Below are 15,967 nucleotides of genomic sequence, written 5' to 3' on the forward strand. Positions count from 1 at the left end.
GCTCAACGCCTTGGCACGCGCGATCACTTCCTGCGGATCGGAAATGTCGGCCGGGCTGATCTTGTTCATTACGTCGGCGGCAGCATAGCCCAGCATACGCTCGGCGCCGACGTTGAAGATCTGGATGACGCCCTTTGTGTCGGTGGCAATGACCGAGAAGTTGGCGCTGCTGAGAATCGCATTCTGCAAAGCCCTGGTTTTAAGCAGGGACTCCTGGCGACGGATCTCGGTGATGCCCGTCGCCGTGTCAGCGGCGGGGTTGAGAATGGCGGAATCGCGGATTTCTTTGGGCATGGCCGACCTCTCTTTAAGCCCGAATTAGTGGTATCCTGCGTTCGCTTCTGAATGCACCGCGTTCATAGCACATAAAACTAATGTATCCAAATGTCAAAAAAACACAACCAAGAAGCGCTCCCCATCTCTGGAGAACTCTTTTTCTATTCTCTTTGTTCCAAGCTCAAACCACAGGCCCAAACTGATACCCGTACATCTGACTCGGTCCACGCAGGGCAATTCAACGGGGTCCTCCCTCCGTGGTGCGCATCAGACGGGCGACAGTGGCGAACAGCACGTCCGTCTCATAGGGTTTGGGCAGGAATCCCTGCACCGTCCCCGCCTCCAGCAGCTGCGTGATGATGTCGGTGGAGGCGAACCCCGAGGTGAGCAACACGGGCAACACTGGATACAGGCGCCGTACCTCTGCCAGGATTTCCTCCGTGGTCATCCCGGGCATGGTCATGTCCAGCAGGATGAGGTCGACGTCGCTACCATGCTCCTCGAGTGTGTGCAGTGCCGATGCGCCGTCGGCCGCCATAAGGACGTCGTACCCGGCACGTGACAGCAGGGCCTGGACGACGGCGCTGACGACCGGCTCATCCTCGACCACAAGCACCGTGCCGGCGCAGGGACGTGTGACTGCTCGGGCCGCGACGGCCGCGGGTGGCAGCTGTTCGACCAACCGTGGCAGGTAGACCTCGAACAGCGCTCCCTCGCCCGGGTCCGACCGGACGGTGACCCATCCGCCGGCCTGGTGCGCCGCACCGTACACGATGGAGAGGCCGAGGCCCGTGCCGCCGCCCACGGGCTTTGTCGTAAAGAAGGGTTCGAAGATGTGTTGCAAGATCTCGGGCGAGATCCCCGGCCCCGTGTCTGCGACGGTCAGCACGACGAACTCCCCGGTGCGGGCGAAGGGATGGGTCTGCACATAGGCCGCGTCGACGACCGCGTTCCGCGTGCCGACGCTGAGTATGCCTCTGCTCTCCATCGAGTCTCGGGCGTTGACTCCCAGGTTCAGCAGGATCTGTGTCATCTGGGACTGGTCCATGAAGACGTTCCAGACGCCCGGCTGCAGTTCGTTGACGATGGTGACAGACTCGGGCAGGGACTGCATCAACACACCCAGGATCCGCTCGACCGATGCGTTCGTGTCGAGCGCGACAGGCTGGATCATGGCTCCACGGCTGAACGTCAGCAGCCCTCTGGTCAGATTCGCTGCCTCCTGGGCTGCAGTCCTGATGGCATCGACGTTCTCGTGGAGTGGGTCGTTCAGAGACATGCTTTCCTTCACGATGGCTACGTTGCCCAGGATACCGGTCAGCTTGTTGTTGAAGTCGTGCGCGACGCCTCCTGCAAGCTCGCCGACAGCTTCCATCTTCTGGGACTGGAGGAGCTGCGCCTGCATCCGCTGTCGCTCGGCTTCGGCCTGCTTGCGGTCGGTGATGTCATTGACGAAAGCAAGGAACGACGACTGGCCCTCCCCGCGGAACCGCTGAAGATGGACTTCGACCGGGTAGGTCGTGCCATCCTTGCGCCGGTGGACAAGCTCGAGCACCAGCACTTTCCTGGTTCCGTCCCGCAGGGGCTGCAACAGCTCCTCGAAGGTTGACCTGGTGAACGCGGGCTTGATATCCAGAGGCGTCATCTGCTGTAATTCCGCCAGGGAGTAGCCGAGGTTGTGGCAGGCGGCCTCATTGACGTAGACGAACCTCAGCGACTCTTCGTCGAAAGCGTAGATTTCGTTCAGACTGCGATCGAGCATACTGAGGTAGCGCTCCTGCTGTGACTGGGCGGCCTTGGTCTCCGTGATGTCGACGGCATAAACACGCAGCGTCGCTGCTTCAGGCGGCGCCATGATCACCCTGTAGAACGTAGCCTTGCCCAGAGCCAACTCCTGGGCCTGGGGATACTGTTCACACTGTTGTCTCAAGCGTTCAAGCTGCTCGGCGTCCCCGGGCAGGAACTGGCGGACATCGGGGTCCAGACCCAGTCGTGCAAGCGTGGCCATGGTTGCGGCGTTGGCGAAGCGCACCACCCCGTCGGTCCCCACTTCGAGGACGGGGTACGGGTTCTGCGCGGGGAACGACGCCAGATGCGCCAGCTGGCGTTCCATGGCCTTGCGCTCGGTGATGTCCTCCATCGTGGCGTAGACCTGGTAGGGACTGGTCTCGTCTGCGCGGAACTGCGGTATGGCGTTGACGCGGACCCAGCGGTAAACTTCCTCGCGCTGGTTGAAGATGCCGATGATGACGTCATGGACAGCTTCTCCGGTGTGCATGGCCTGCGTCGAGGGCAGGGACTCGCCGGGGAACTCCGAGCCGTCCTCGTGGATGTTCCTCCACCGTAGGTCCGTAGGGCGGCGGGCCACGAGCTCGCCCAGGGTGATGCCCAGGATGTCTTCGGCCGCGGGGTTGGCAGACATGATCGTGTCATCGGGTGCAAAGTACAGCACGCCGATGGGCATCGATTCAAACAGTGTGCGATACCGCTCCTCCGAGACCGCCAGGGTATCTTCGGTGCGCTTCCTGTCCGTGACGTCGTCGTAGATGGTGACCACCTCTCCCGATGGGATGCGGACTACATAGTTCTCGTACCATCGGAAGAACCGTTCATCTTCATAGACCCTGACGGGGAAGAACGCCGGCTGTCCGGTGCGCCAGACCTCCTGCAGCACAGGGATCAGGCCGTAGTCGTCGATGCGTGGCCGCAGGTCCCGCAGGCTCTTGCCGACGACCTCGTCGATCGTCTTGCCTTCCATGCGCAGCGCAGCCCGGTTGAAGTTGCTGACGATGTAGTCGGCTCCTGTGGCGCCGTCGTTGATGACGGAGTAGATGGCGCATCCGCTGGTCATGTTCTCGTACAGTTCGTGGAACTTCGCCTCGCTTGCGACCAGGGCCTCCTGTGTGCGCTTCCAGTCGGTGACGTCCTCGATGGCGGCCATCGCGAAGTCGGGCTCGTCCCCCTCCGCCCACAACGGCGATATGGTGAGGTTGGCCCAGATGATGCCTCTGTCCTTGCGCACATAGCGTTTGACCAGGGAGAATGAGGGTATCCGGCCGGACGCCAGCTCCTCCATTTTCTGAGGTGTCTCTACCCGGTCGTCCGGATGCGTAATGGTCTGCAGGTCCATCCCGAGCAGTTCCTCGGGGGAGTACCCCAGCAGGTCAGCAAAGTGCTGGTTGAAGAGCACCAGGCGCCCCGTTTTCACCTCCGCCTTGGCGACACCGAAGGCCGCCTGCTCGAACAGTGCCCTGAACCTGCTCTCGCTCTCGCGGATGGTCGCAGTGCCCTGCTCACGCCGCAGGCGCTCCACCATCAGTGTACCATATGCGGCGGTCGCGATGGGAAAGATCACAAGAACGGGGAGGGCGATGCTAGCGATAATCTGAAGTGCAGTCTGCAGCGGCTGGGTGAACATGAGGGCAAGCATGACTAAGTGGACGACCAGCCCAAGGGAGTACAGCGTCCAGAACGAGAGGCTCGCGAGCTGGCGCTTCCGTGCACGCCGCCAGGCTAGTCCGATGGCTCCTGAGGCGACGATGAGCAAGACGCCCGTCCACATGCCGCTTCCGTCCAGGACCATGCGGTATGCGGAGGTCATGAGAACCGCGATCACCGTCGGAATGGTACCGAAGAACAACCCCGAGAGGGCCAGCAGGACGGACCGCGTGTCGAAGATAATGCCTGTCGCGAAGGTCCAGGGCATCAGCATGACGCAGATGCCGATGACGCCGATGGCGAGACCAGCGATCACCTGTCGTATCCAGGTCCTGGACAGCCAGTGGAAGACATTCAGCAGGTCATAGACGTAGACCAGCAACAGGAGCAGCGCGGTGTTGCAGACGAGCGCACCAAAGGACTCACCAATCATCGGGTACCTCCCGGTGCATCCAAGGTACGCAGGCAAGGACAGTCAGCAGTTCACGTATGGTGCCATGCTGCATTGCGCTCCACCCCTTCCACGGACCGTTGTCACGCCGGCCGCAGACCCATGCGGCCATCGATCTTACCTTCAATATAGAATGTGGCAGGCACCAGTCAAGCAGAATGCGTGGACAGTCAAACGGTGTCCCAACTGTGAAGTCGACAGGGTTGTCTTGCATGTGATCCGACATAAACTGACACTTCGTTGACTGACAAGTCAATCAAAGGGGGTTGTGTGGATCATGCCTCGTAGTGAAGAAGCAAATATACAGATCAAAGATGATAGACAGAAGCAGATCCTCTCTTCTGCCCTGAAGGTCTTCATACACAAAGGCTTCGCGGCCACAAAAATGAGTGACATTGCGACGGAAGCAGGGATAAGCTATGGGCTCATGTATCACTACTTCCAGTCGAAGGATGAGATCTATGCCGAACTGGTCAGGGATGCAGTCGATTCCTCGAGACGCATGATTGAGCAAGTGAAAGCAGATGACAGGGAGCCGATCGACAAGATGCGAGCCTTGGTCGCGCAAATCTTCAAGAGCGTTGGGCAGCACCAATCGGCAGGATACCTCTTTGTTCTCATGATGGAGGCCATGACGAGCGGTATGTATCCCATGCTTCCAATTGAGCATCCGCATGGCTCAGGGAGACCGTTCGATATGCTGGTCCAGGTGATCGAACAGGGACAGCACAAGGGCCAGATAGCGCAGGGAGATCCTGCAGAGCTTGTTCAGACGTTCTTTTCAGCAATCCTCGGCCTCGCTTCACTGAAAGTCTCCGGAACCATAGAAACAATGCCTGACTCCGAAATACTCATGCGAATATTTCAACCTGCATCACAGACAGTAACATTACATTGAGGTGGTACCGTGCGTAATCTGTTCAAAATTTATCGGAATCTGAAGCAGTTCACCATTCTCATCATTGTTGGTGTGGCACTCATGTACCTGTCGGTCAGGGCCAACCTTGAGCTACCCACGTTGATGTCAAACATCGTCGACAAGGGCATCATTGCTGGCGATACCGGCTACATCTGGAAGGAAGGGGGCATCATGCTCCTGGTCTCAGCAGCGGGCGGGATCTGTGCCGTACTGGCAAGCCTGATGGCTTCCCGGTCAGCCCTGGGCCTGGGCAGGGTCCTGCGTGCCAAGATCTTCACGCACGTTGAGAACTTCTCCCTTCACGAATTTGACAAGTTCGGGGCGTCGACGTTGCTCACGAGGACGACAAACGACGTCGTCCAGGTCCAGACCAGCACCGTCCTGTTCCTGACCATGATCGCAAACGCACTCTTCACCAGTGTTGGCGCCGCATTTCTTGCCTATGCCGCAGACCCAAAGCTGACACGGATCCTGTATGTCGCTCTGCCGGTCATCGCCGTAGTGATCGTGATCGCGATGAGGCTGGTCATACCGCTCTTCGGCGTAGTTCAGGCCGAGATCGACAAGATCACGAAGGTTGTCCGCGAGAACCTCACTGGTATCCGCGTCATCCGTGCGTTCAATCGGATCGACCATGAGAAGGCTCGTTTTGACCAGGCCAACGCTGATGTCACCAATACGTACATCAGCGTGAACCGCATCATGGCGGGACTGATGCCGCTCATGATGCTCGTAATGAACGGCGTCACGATCGCGATCATCTGGTTCGGCAGCGAGCGCATCAACAGTGGTAATCTTACTCTTGGCCCGATGCTTGCCTTCATGCAGTACGCCCTTCAGATCCTGATAGCGATCCTCATGCTGACAATGCTGTTCATCCAGTTACCACGCAGTGTGGCGGCAAGCGACCGCATCATGGCGGTGCTCGAGACGCACCCCGAGATAACGGACGCGGCTGAGACACGACAGATCGATACCGAACGGGGTTATGTGGCGTTTCAGGACGTCACCTTCAGCTATGACGGAGGCGAAGAACCTGCCCTGAGCAATATCAGCTTCGACGCAAAGCCCGGCGAGACGACAGCCATTATTGGCAGCACCGGCAGTGGAAAGACCACGCTGGTCAGCCTCATCCCCCGGTTCTACGAGGTGGACAGTGGCAAGGTCCTGGTTGACGGCGTGGATGTACGAGAGCTTTCGCAGGAGGACCTCAGACGCCGGATCGGCTTCGTGCCCCAGAAGGCCGTCCTTTTCACCGGCACCGTTGCAGACAACATCCGCTACGGCAAGGGGGACGCCACGGACATGGAAGTGGCACACGCCGCCGATGTGGCACAGGCAGCCGAGTTCATCACCACGATGCCGGACGGATACGCGACGATGCTCTCCGAAGGCGGACTGAACCTTTCCGGGGGACAGAAACAGCGGCTTGCCATGGCACGTGCTCTTGTCCGCAGGCCGGAAATCTACATCTTTGACGACAGTTTTTCGGCGCTCGACTTCAAGACGGATGCCAACCTCAGGGCGGCTCTGAAGAAAGAGACCCATGACGCGACGGTCATCATCGTCGCCCAGCGAGTGGGCAGTATTATGAATGCCGACCGCATCATTGTGCTGGATGAAGGCAAAGTCGCCGGTATCGGCACGCACAAGGAGCTGATGAAGACCTGTGAGGTCTACCGCGAGATCGTTTACTCGCAGCTCTCCGAGGAGGAACTGGCATGAGCGATGATACGAGAAAAGAACGACCGATAGCTACCGGTGGCCCTGGGCCTATGGGTGGAGGTCCCCGCGGTCTGCGTGGGGTGGTAGAGAAGCCCAAGGACTTCCGGGGCACGACCAGACGTCTTATACAGTATCTCAAACCGCAAACTGCCAAACTGATGATTGTTTTTGCGCTTGCCATCGCGAGCACTGCGTTCGCCGTGTATGGCCCCAAGATCAGTGGAACTGCCGTGAACCAGCTCATGAACGGGTTTGTGGCAAAGAGTATGGTGAGCGGGATCTCCAAGGCCCAGGAGCAGGGTGTTCCTCAGATACAGAAGGTATTGCAGCAGATGCAGAGTGCCGAAGATGCTGCTGTAACGCAGGCGCAGACGGCTGCCAAGCAAGGGATCGATCAGCAGTTTTCGGCGAAGTTCCCGGGCGTGCCACTGGAGAGCATACCAGGATACGCGGCAGCACTTGCTGCTGCTCAGGCAAAGGCTGCGGACACCGCGAGAAGCACGGTGGAGAAGAGTCTCCTGGGCGTGGCCAAGCTGACACCGGCACAGTTCACGGCAATGCAGCAATTCGTCGCGCTGCCCCTCGTCAGCAGCATTACAGATAACAACAAGAAAGCCGACACCGTCTTGACCATTATCAATCTGGGCAAACTCCTGCCGATGACCGGCCAGGAGAAGACAATCAACGTCTCACAGACCGACCTCGACAGGGGCATCGCCGATATCCGGGAAAACGGTGGCACCATCCCGTTGCCCGCGATCGGGAAGACCTTGCTCTTCCTTCTCCTTGTCTATGTGCTGAGTGCGCTGCTCACCTTTGTCATGCAGTACATTATGTCGGATGTTGCCCAGAAGACGACCTATGACATGCGAAAGGAACTCGACTACAAGCTGGCGGCACTGCCCCTCCGCTACTACGACATGCACTCCAATGGCGAGATCCTGAGTCGCATGACCAACGACATGGATACGATCTCGACCACTCTTCAGCAGGGCCTCACACAGGTTATCGTTTCCGTGTTCCAGATTCTCGGCTACATCTACATGATGCTTACGATCAGCGGGAAGCTGACCCTTGTGACCCTTGCCACGCTGCCACTGTACATCATCACAACGGCACTCATCGCACGAAAATCACAGAAGTTCTACCGCGCACAGCAGCTGCACCTTGGTCGCCTCAGCAGTCATGCAGAGGAGATGTACACCGGCCACAATGTGGTCAAGGCGTTTGGCCATGAACAAGAATCGATCGCTACTTTCGAGGCCGTCAACAATGACCTGTATCAGGCCGGATGGAAGGCTCAGTTCATGTCAGGCGTCATGTTCCCCCTGATGAACTTCATCAGCAACCTTGGCTATGTCTTCATCGCGGTCCTTGGAGGCGTCTATGTCACCAGGAATCTCCTCAATCTGGGCGACATCACGGCATTCATCCAGTATTCGAGGTCCTTCTCGATGCCGATCATCCAGACGGCGAGCATCGCCAACGTCATTCAGTCGACGATGGCATGTGCCGAGCGAGTGTTCACAGTGCTCGACGAGCCCGAGGAGAAGCCCGACGCGGACGATGCGATCGTCATCGCCGAACCTCGTGGTGCCATAACGTTCGACCACGTTGCGTTCAGTTACCGTCCGACCGAACCCCTGATCGCGGATATGAATCTTGACGTCAAGCAAGGTGATACCGTTGCCATCGTCGGACCGACCGGAGCAGGCAAGACGACGCTGGTTAACCTGCTCATGCGTTTCTATGACATCCAGGGTGGCGCCATCACGTTCGACGGCGTCGAGACCCGGAAAATGCGCCGGGGCAGTCTGCGCACCATGTTTGGTATGGTCCTGCAGGATACGTGGCTCTTCAACGGCACGATCCGTGAGAATATTGCCTACGGGCGCGACGATGCTACGGAGGAGGAGATCGTTGCCGCAGCGAAGGCGGCGCATGCCGATCACTTCATCAGGAGTCTGCCCGAAGGATACGATACCGTCCTCAATGAAGAGGCCTCCAACATCTCAGCCGGCCAGAAGCAGCTGCTGACGATCGCCCGTGTCGTCCTGACCAATCCTGCCGTCCTCATTCTCGATGAAGCTACAAGCAGTGTCGATACCAGAACGGAAGTACGCATCCAGAAAGCAATGGCACAGTTGATGGCTGGCAGGACCAGCTTCGTCATCGCTCATCGTCTCTCGACCATCAGAGACGCGCACCACATCCTTGTCATGAACCACGGTGCGATCGTTGAACAGGGCACCCATAAGGAGCTGCTCGCACAGCACGGATTCTATGCGGATCTCTATAACAGCCAGTTCACTGGTGCGGCAATCACCTAGGAGGCTGTCTGAGTTCATCCAGCTGCTGATGTGAAGTACATCACCGACCCCGGCCTTCATGGCCGGGGTCGTTTTGTCGTTGCCTCGCAGCTGTAACTTTCTCGGGACGGTTCCAAGAGTGTTACACCTCGGTGCGCCATTTCCCCCCGAGTATGTTAGTCCAATACGAGGGGTGCTTTCGGCGCAGGCGTGGAATCCATTCCTCCTTGCTTGCTACCTGTGGCCTATTTGCCAACTGACCCCATATCGATAGCTTGCACGAGTCATTGTTGTTGTTAGACTTGTGGTGTAACACGTATCGTGTAACACGTATCATGTAACACATTTGATGTTATGGAGGAATCCACTATGAAGAGAAGTGCAACAGTCAGTAATCCATTTACTACTAGTGTTGCCGGTGGTTCTGATTTTTGCGACAGAAGGCAGGAACTCGCCGAATTAGAGCGCCTTGTGCAGGATGGGCAGAGCATTGTCCTCAGCTCCCCTCGTCGCTACGGAAAGACCTCTCTCGCTCTTCACCTCCAAGCCCGTCTCCGGGAGCAAGGATTCCTAACCGTATATGTCGACTTCTTCTCTGTCCTTTCCGAGCAGGACTTTGTTACGAAGCTCGCGAAAGCGGTTGTTGCGGGAATTGGACGTGGAGCGTCTCCGGGCAATTTCCGGAGTCGGCTTGCCAACCTGTTCAGAAGCTTTACCGTGACCTTCGAAGCACGCCCGGAAGGAATTGTCGTTTCTACAGCATTGGCACCGGGAACATCGCCTGCTACAGGGCTCGATGATGTTATGGAAGACCTCTTTAGCTACGTTGAGAAGAACCACAGGAAAGCGTGCTGCGTGTTTGACGAATTTCAGGAAATCGCAACACTCCCGGAATCGAAGAGGATTGAAGGGACGCTACGTTCGCATGTCCAGATGCACAAGAGCATCTCTTTTGTCTATGTGGGAAGTCGACGACAACTGCTCATGGACATGTTCGGCAAGAACCGCCCTTTCTACGGAAGCTCCGGATTCATGACACTGAACAGCATCAGCAGCGATGATTTCGTTCCCTATATTGTCCAGAAGTTCTCGGAGAGTGGCAAAACATGTAGTCCTGACATAGCCTCTCTGATCTACGATCACGTCGCCGGTTATCCGTCGTACGTCCGGCGGTTGGCAGCTTTTGCGTGGGGCATGACCGAGACTCTGTGTACCAAGGATATTGTCGAAGCGTCATGGAATGCGCTTCTCGACGATACTACAGCTCTCTTTGAAGCAACATGGACCGGACTTTCCCCCATTGAGCGACGCGCGCTGACCAGCATTGCTGTCGAACCGACGTCGCAACCGTCGGCTTATGAGTACTTACAGCGGTATCACGTGCCGGCCTCGAGTATGCAGAAAGCTATAGAAGCACTCAAGATGCTGGATCTTGTTGAGTATGACAAGGAATGGCACCTCGTGGATCCTGTCATGACGGCATGGATAAAGGACACACGATCCAACACCATTTGACCCCATATCACTTGTTCCCTCCATGCACATCCTCGTCGTCTCCGATTCGCACGGTAACACGTCCAACTTGAAGGAGGCGATGCTCCGGCATCCTGAGATCACCCGCGTGCTCCACTGTGGCGATGGTGAGGCCGACATCGTTGCCCTCAGCGCAGCGTATCCATCCGTGCGCTTCGACGCCGTGCGCGGCAACTGCGACCTCGGTGCGTTGTTCCCGCTCCGGCGCCTCTTGCGGATCGCCGGCAGGCGCATCTTTATGACCCACGGCCACAGCTATGGCACCAAGTATGGGGTGGAATTGCTCCTCGAACGGGGGCGCAAGGACCGGGCTGACGTCGTCCTCTTCGGTCACACGCACCGCCGTCTCATTGAGCGTCAGGACGGCATCCTCCTCGTCAACCCGGGCAGCATCGAGGGCCGCTTCCCCGCCCGCATGGCGACCTACGTCGTCCTGGATCTGGGAGACGGCGTAGTGACAGCCGAGGGGTACGAACTGTAGAACAGCGCCCGCTTCGTCAGTCCCGTGCATACGGGAATCCAGCCCCTCGTGTACCACCAGGTGTGCAATTACCAGCCGACCCCATATCAGCTGTAACATTCTCGGGACGGTTCCATTCGACACAAGAGTGTTACACTCCGGTTGCTACTCCCGCGCAGGCGGGAATCCAAGCTTCTGTTCGTCTCTCAGCACAGCAATTGGCTGTATACTATACTAAAGGTATGGTGAGGTGCGACGTATGCTGCCTCGACCTCGGGAGGAATGACGATGCTGGGAGCAATTGCAGGCGACATCATCGGTTCGGTCTATGAGTTTCACGCCATCAAGTCGATGGACTTCCCGTTGTTCAGCCAAGGTTCAGAGTGGACAGACGACACGGTCCTGACCATGGCCGTGGCCGAGACGCTGCTGACAGGCCGTCCATACGAAGAGACGCTGCGAGAGTTTGCGCTGGAGCATCCAGATGCTGGTTTTGGTGGGATGTTCTTGCAGTGGTTCACCACGCCAGGTTCGAAACCTTATAACAGCTTCGGCAACGGATCGGCCATGCGCGTCAGCCCCGTGGGCTGGGCCTTCGACACATTGGAGGAAACGCTGGAGGAGGCGCAGCGTTCAGCCGAGGTGACCCACAACCACCCGGAGGGCATCAAGGGTGCTCAGGCCACGGCGGCTGCCATTTTCCTTGCCCGCCAGGGGACCAGTCAGGTTGTCATCCGGGACGTGCTCGAGACTCGGTTCGGGTACGACCTGCACCGTACCTACGAGGACATCCAGCCATCCTGCTCGTTCGACGAGACGTGCCAGCGGTCGGTACCTGAGGCACTCATCTGTGCGCTGACCTCCATGTCCTTCGAGGGCGCGGTGTGCCGTGCAGTTGCTCTGGGCGGTGACGCCGATACACAAGCCGCCATCGCTGGCTCGATCGCCGAGGCACTCTATGGTGGAGTTCCGGCGGATATCGCCAGAGAGGCACGTGCCCGCCTGACCCCCCAGTTCATCGGCATCCTCGACGCCTTCCAGGACAAGTATCACATCCCGCCGTCCTAGGGTATCCAGCAAGCCGCTCCGTCATTCCCCCGGGCCCTTTTGTCCAAGGCGAGTGGCGCTCTGCCGCGCATGCGGGAATCAGCCCTTGTTGTTGGGGTCAGCCGGCAACAACGGTCCGGGTCGTGCTCTCGACCGCAGCAGACTGCCGGACTGTGCGGAGTATGTCCTGCACTGCGCCCAGCAGCTGTCCAGGATCGTACGGCTTGCCCAGGAACCCTTGGACACTACCCTCCGCGAGCATCTGCTTGACGGTGTCGTTGGAAGTATACCCGGAGTTGAGCAGGATGGGGACCGTGGGATCCAGGGCCCGGATGGCCTTTACGATCTCATCGATCACCATGCCGGGCATGGTCATGTCCAGCAGGATGAGCCCGATGTCCGTCAGGTGTTCGTGAAGGACGTTCAGGGCTGACGCCCCGTCTGGTGCTGTCAGGACGACATACCCGCCCCTGTTCAGAAACGCCTTGGCGACCGCGCACACGACTGGTTCGTCCTCGACCACCAGGATACTGTCGTTGCCTGCGTTCACGGGGATGGATGCGGGAACAATGGACTTCCTGGGTTTGTCCAGACAGCGTGGCAGATAGATGTCGAAGGTCGTTCCCGAACATGTTTGTTCAATAGGAGGGGCGGTCTTCCCGACACCGTCCGTGGATATTGCCGTGATCCACCCTCCGGCCTGCTTCACGGCACCGTAGACGATGGAGAGCCCCAGGCCCGTGCCGGACCCGACCGGCTTGGTCGTATGGAAGGGTTCGAAGAAGTGCTCCAGGATTGCTGGCGGAATCCCGGCTCCGGTATCTGTCACGCTCAGATGGACGAACTCCCCTTTGCGCGCAAAGGGATTGGTCTGGACGTATTCCTCTCCAACTGCCTCATTCCTGACACTGATGGTCAGCGTCCCCTTGCCCTTCATGGCATCACGTGCGTTCACCCCAAGGTTGAGCAGGATCTGTGTCATCTGCGACTGGTCCACCAGGACGTTCCAGACTGTCCGCCCGTAGTCACGGACGATCTCCATCGTGGCCGGCAGAGACTGCTTCAGCAGTGCCAGGGCCACATCGAGCGCGGCCGTGAGATTCGTGGGAACCGGCAGGACCATGGCACCGCGGCTGAAGGTCAGCAGTCCTTTCGTGAGATCGGCTGCCTGACGGGCAGAGGTCTCGGCTGCGTCCAGGTTCTCCAGCAACGGGTCTGCTGGGGGCAGGGTGCTACGCATGAGGGAGATGTTGCCCAGGATGCCGGTCAGCAGGTTGTTGAAGTCGTGTGCCACCCCTCCTGCCAGTGTCCCGATGGCCTCCATCTTCTGGGACTGACGGAGTTGAGCCTCCGCCTTTTCGCGCGCCTCTTCTGCCTGCTTGCGCTCGGTGTTATCGCGGTAGATGGCGTAAACCGCCTCTTGCTTCCCTGCGATCAGAATGGGTGCGACGATGAGGGACACATCGACGAGGGAGCCGTCCTTCCTGCGCCGCACTGTTTCCATACGAATTTCCCCTCCCTGACTGGTCGACCTCGTGATCGCTCGGGCTTCTTCATCGCGTGCGGGAGGGACCACCAGGTTGTCGATAGATTGTCCGACGGCTTCATCAACGTCATAGCCAAACATGCGTATGAACTCGGCGTTCACCCGCAGGACCCTGCCCTGGTCACCGGTGATTGCAATGCCTTCCGGGGCCGTCTCCACCAGCTGATTGAAGAACGCTTGTTCCCGCCGAGTCTCTTTCTCAGCCTGCTTGCGCTCGGTGATGTCGGAGAAGGACCACACGCGGCCTACGACATCATCGCCGATTCTTTGGGGTTGGGAGTAGCGCCTGAAAATGCGTCCGTCTGCAAGATTGAGTTGATCACTACTCGATTCTTCCGGTTGTCCATACAGTTCTCTGACTTTGGCCAGAAACGCCTCCGGCTGAGCCATCTGCTGGAGAACATAGTTGACTGCTAGTTTGTCAGCATGTTTGGACATGACCTCTTCCGGGATTTTCCACATTTCGGCGAATTTGTGATTCCATAGCGTAATGCGCTCGTTTCGGTCCACAACGAGGATTCCATCTGCTGTCGATTCCATGGTGGTCTTGAGCAGAGACAGGGATGATGCCAGCGCGTCTTCGGCCTGCTTGCCCTCGGTGACGTCCTCGATCATAGCCATGTTATACGTCGGGGGCTCTCCGGGATTCCACAGTGCGGAGATGGTCAGGTTCGCCCACACCTGTGTGCCATTCTTGCGAAGGTAGCGCTTCTGGGTTGTGAACTCACGTACTTGTCCGGAGGCAAGACGCTTCGTGTTGAGCAAGTCAGTTGGTGTGTCATCGGGGTGGGTGATCGTCTGGAAGTCCAGCGAGAGCAGTTCCTCGCGGGAGTATCCGACGATATCAGCGTATCGCTGGTTGACGAGGACGAATTGTCCAGTCGCGGCCTCGATCTTGGCAACGCCGATGGCCGCCTGCTCGAACAGGGCTCGAAACCTGCTCTCACTCTCACGGACGTCCACAGCCGCCTGATTACGCCGCAGTCGCTCAACCATCATGGTGCCATACGCGGCGGTCGCGACCGGATAGATGACGAGGATTGGGAGGGCGATGCTGCGGAGGACCGAAATCGCTGTTTGCAGCGGCAGTGTGAACACAAGCGCGAGCATGACCAGGTGGACGACCAGCCCGAGGGAGTACAGCGTCCCGAACGAGAGCGTGGCCAGCTGGTGCTTCCGCGCATGCCGCCAAGCCACGCCGATGATGCCCGATGCGATGATGATCGAGACGCCCATCACCACCCCATTGCCGCCCAGGATCACGCGGTATGTGGCTGTCATGAGCACTGCGACGAGGGTTGGGATGGTGCCGAAGAACAGCCCGGAGGTGGCCAGCAGGACGGACCGCGTATCGAAGATGATGCCGGGGACGAAAGTCCAGGGCATCAGCATAACGAAAATGCCGAGCCCACCGATTGCGATGCCGATGATCACGTGCCCTATCCAGGTCTCGGACACCCATCGGACGACGTTCAGCAGGTCGTAGACATAGACCAGTGACAGCATCAGGGTGGCGTTGGCGACGAGCGCGATAAAGGACTCAGTTGTCAAGTAACACACCCCAGCACATCGCGAGCGTCCAAGCAGTGACCGTTAGTGGTTCAAGTGGTGTGCCATGCTGCATTGCACTTCTCCTTTTCCATGAACCGTCTTCATACCGGCCGCAGGCCTGTATGGCCTGCAACCTGATTTTCTGTAGTATAGAAAATGGCGGTTGTCAGTCAAGCGAGAATCATTCCCTGGCAAACAGCGTTCCTCTGGCGAGGGCACGCCGGGGGAGGAAGAAGGGGTCCAATTTGTTATTTCCGCGCAGGAGGGAGTCCTTGTCCGTTGAACCCGCTTCATGACTCTGGCACTTTGCAGCCAAATGTTACCGCTTGGAAATGGTAACGCTTGACCCCAAGAACGGAAAGGCGTTCAGGAGATCAAAACCAGCCCGCCTTCTTCATCGCTTCCATTGAGATCTTCGAGCTTGGTCCATCGCCCCGTGCAACGGTTATTGCAACAGTGGGTCCCACGACCTCCAGAATCTCTGCGATGTCCTTGTGTGTGAAGCCCGGGCAAAGGATGATAGCCTCGATGCCCTCTTCCTTGACAAGGGTTCTGCAGACTTCCAATGCCTGAGCCTGACCTTTGACCAGTCGTACGTAGAGTTTGTACTTCTCCGTTCCCAGTAGGCAGGCATCCCTTTCGGGGTCTGCGTCAGGCACGTGCGCCATGAACAACGATGTGAATGCCATAATTCACCTCCTATAATATTCTA

Annotated in this window: 10 protein-coding genes; 6 read left to right on the forward strand and 4 right to left on the reverse strand. The window is 58.2% G+C overall.

The window, feature by feature from the left end; all coding sequences use genetic code 11:
* Together SMC7_RS01815 and SMC7_RS01820 are read right to left on the reverse strand one after the other, a co-directional pair.
* On the reverse strand, positions 1-294 hold a 294-nt coding region (locus tag SMC7_RS01815; protein ID WP_119088679.1), incomplete at its 3' end, for a PAS domain-containing protein.
* A gap of 220 nt (positions 295-514) precedes the next feature.
* Entirely contained in the window at positions 515-4,147 is a 3,633-nt protein-coding gene (locus tag SMC7_RS01820) for a PAS domain-containing sensor histidine kinase (protein WP_119088680.1), read from the reverse strand.
* A 295-nt stretch (positions 4,148-4,442) separates the two neighbouring features.
* On the opposite strand from SMC7_RS01820, the gene SMC7_RS01825 reads away from it, so the two are divergent.
* From SMC7_RS01825 to SMC7_RS01850, 6 genes are all read left to right on the forward strand, one after another.
* Complete coding sequence (locus tag SMC7_RS01825; protein WP_119088681.1) at positions 4,443-5,063, forward strand: TetR/AcrR family transcriptional regulator; 621 nt, start codon at positions 4,443-4,445, stop codon at positions 5,061-5,063.
* An 18-nt stretch (positions 5,064-5,081) separates the two neighbouring features.
* The gene (locus SMC7_RS01830) at positions 5,082-6,809 is read left to right on the forward strand and encodes an ABC transporter ATP-binding protein (protein ID WP_119088688.1); all 1,728 of its coding nucleotides are present in this window, start codon (positions 5,082-5,084) and stop codon (positions 6,807-6,809) included.
* On the forward strand, positions 6,806-9,139 hold the full coding sequence (locus SMC7_RS01835) for an ABC transporter ATP-binding protein (RefSeq protein ID WP_119088682.1): 2,334 nt from the start codon (positions 6,806-6,808) through the stop codon (positions 9,137-9,139). The genes SMC7_RS01830 and SMC7_RS01835 overlap by 4 nt, the downstream gene beginning before the upstream one ends.
* A 348-nt stretch (positions 9,140-9,487) precedes the next feature.
* A complete protein-coding gene (locus SMC7_RS01840; RefSeq protein WP_165845050.1) occupies positions 9,488-10,633 on the forward strand; it encodes an AAA family ATPase in 1,146 nt (381 codons plus the stop codon).
* Positions 10,634-10,655: 22 nt separating this feature from the next.
* Entirely contained in the window at positions 10,656-11,132 is a 477-nt protein-coding gene (locus SMC7_RS01845) for a metallophosphoesterase (protein ID WP_119088684.1), read from the forward strand.
* A 267-nt stretch (positions 11,133-11,399) separates the two neighbouring features.
* Positions 11,400-12,179, forward strand: a complete 780-nt coding sequence (locus SMC7_RS01850) for an ADP-ribosylglycohydrolase family protein (RefSeq protein ID WP_119088685.1) — start codon at positions 11,400-11,402, stop codon at positions 12,177-12,179.
* 97 nt (positions 12,180-12,276) lie between these two features.
* Here SMC7_RS01850 and SMC7_RS01855 read toward each other — a convergent pair whose 3' ends face one another.
* Together SMC7_RS01855 and SMC7_RS01860 are read right to left on the reverse strand one after the other, a co-directional pair.
* Positions 12,277-15,255, reverse strand: a complete 2,979-nt coding sequence (locus tag SMC7_RS01855) for a PAS domain S-box protein (RefSeq protein ID WP_119088686.1) — start codon at positions 15,253-15,255, stop codon at positions 12,277-12,279.
* Positions 15,256-15,629: 374 nt separating this feature from the next.
* Positions 15,630-15,944 (reverse strand): DUF6506 family protein, encoded by a 315-nt coding sequence (locus SMC7_RS01860; RefSeq protein ID WP_119088687.1) that lies wholly within the window; start codon positions 15,942-15,944, stop codon positions 15,630-15,632.
* Between the last annotated feature and the right edge of the window lie 23 nt (positions 15,945-15,967).

It is taken from the genome of Candidatus Cryosericum terrychapinii (genome assembly GCF_003570925.1).
Taxonomy (GTDB): Bacteria; Caldisericota; Caldisericia; order Cryosericales; family Cryosericaceae; genus Cryosericum; species Cryosericum terrychapinii.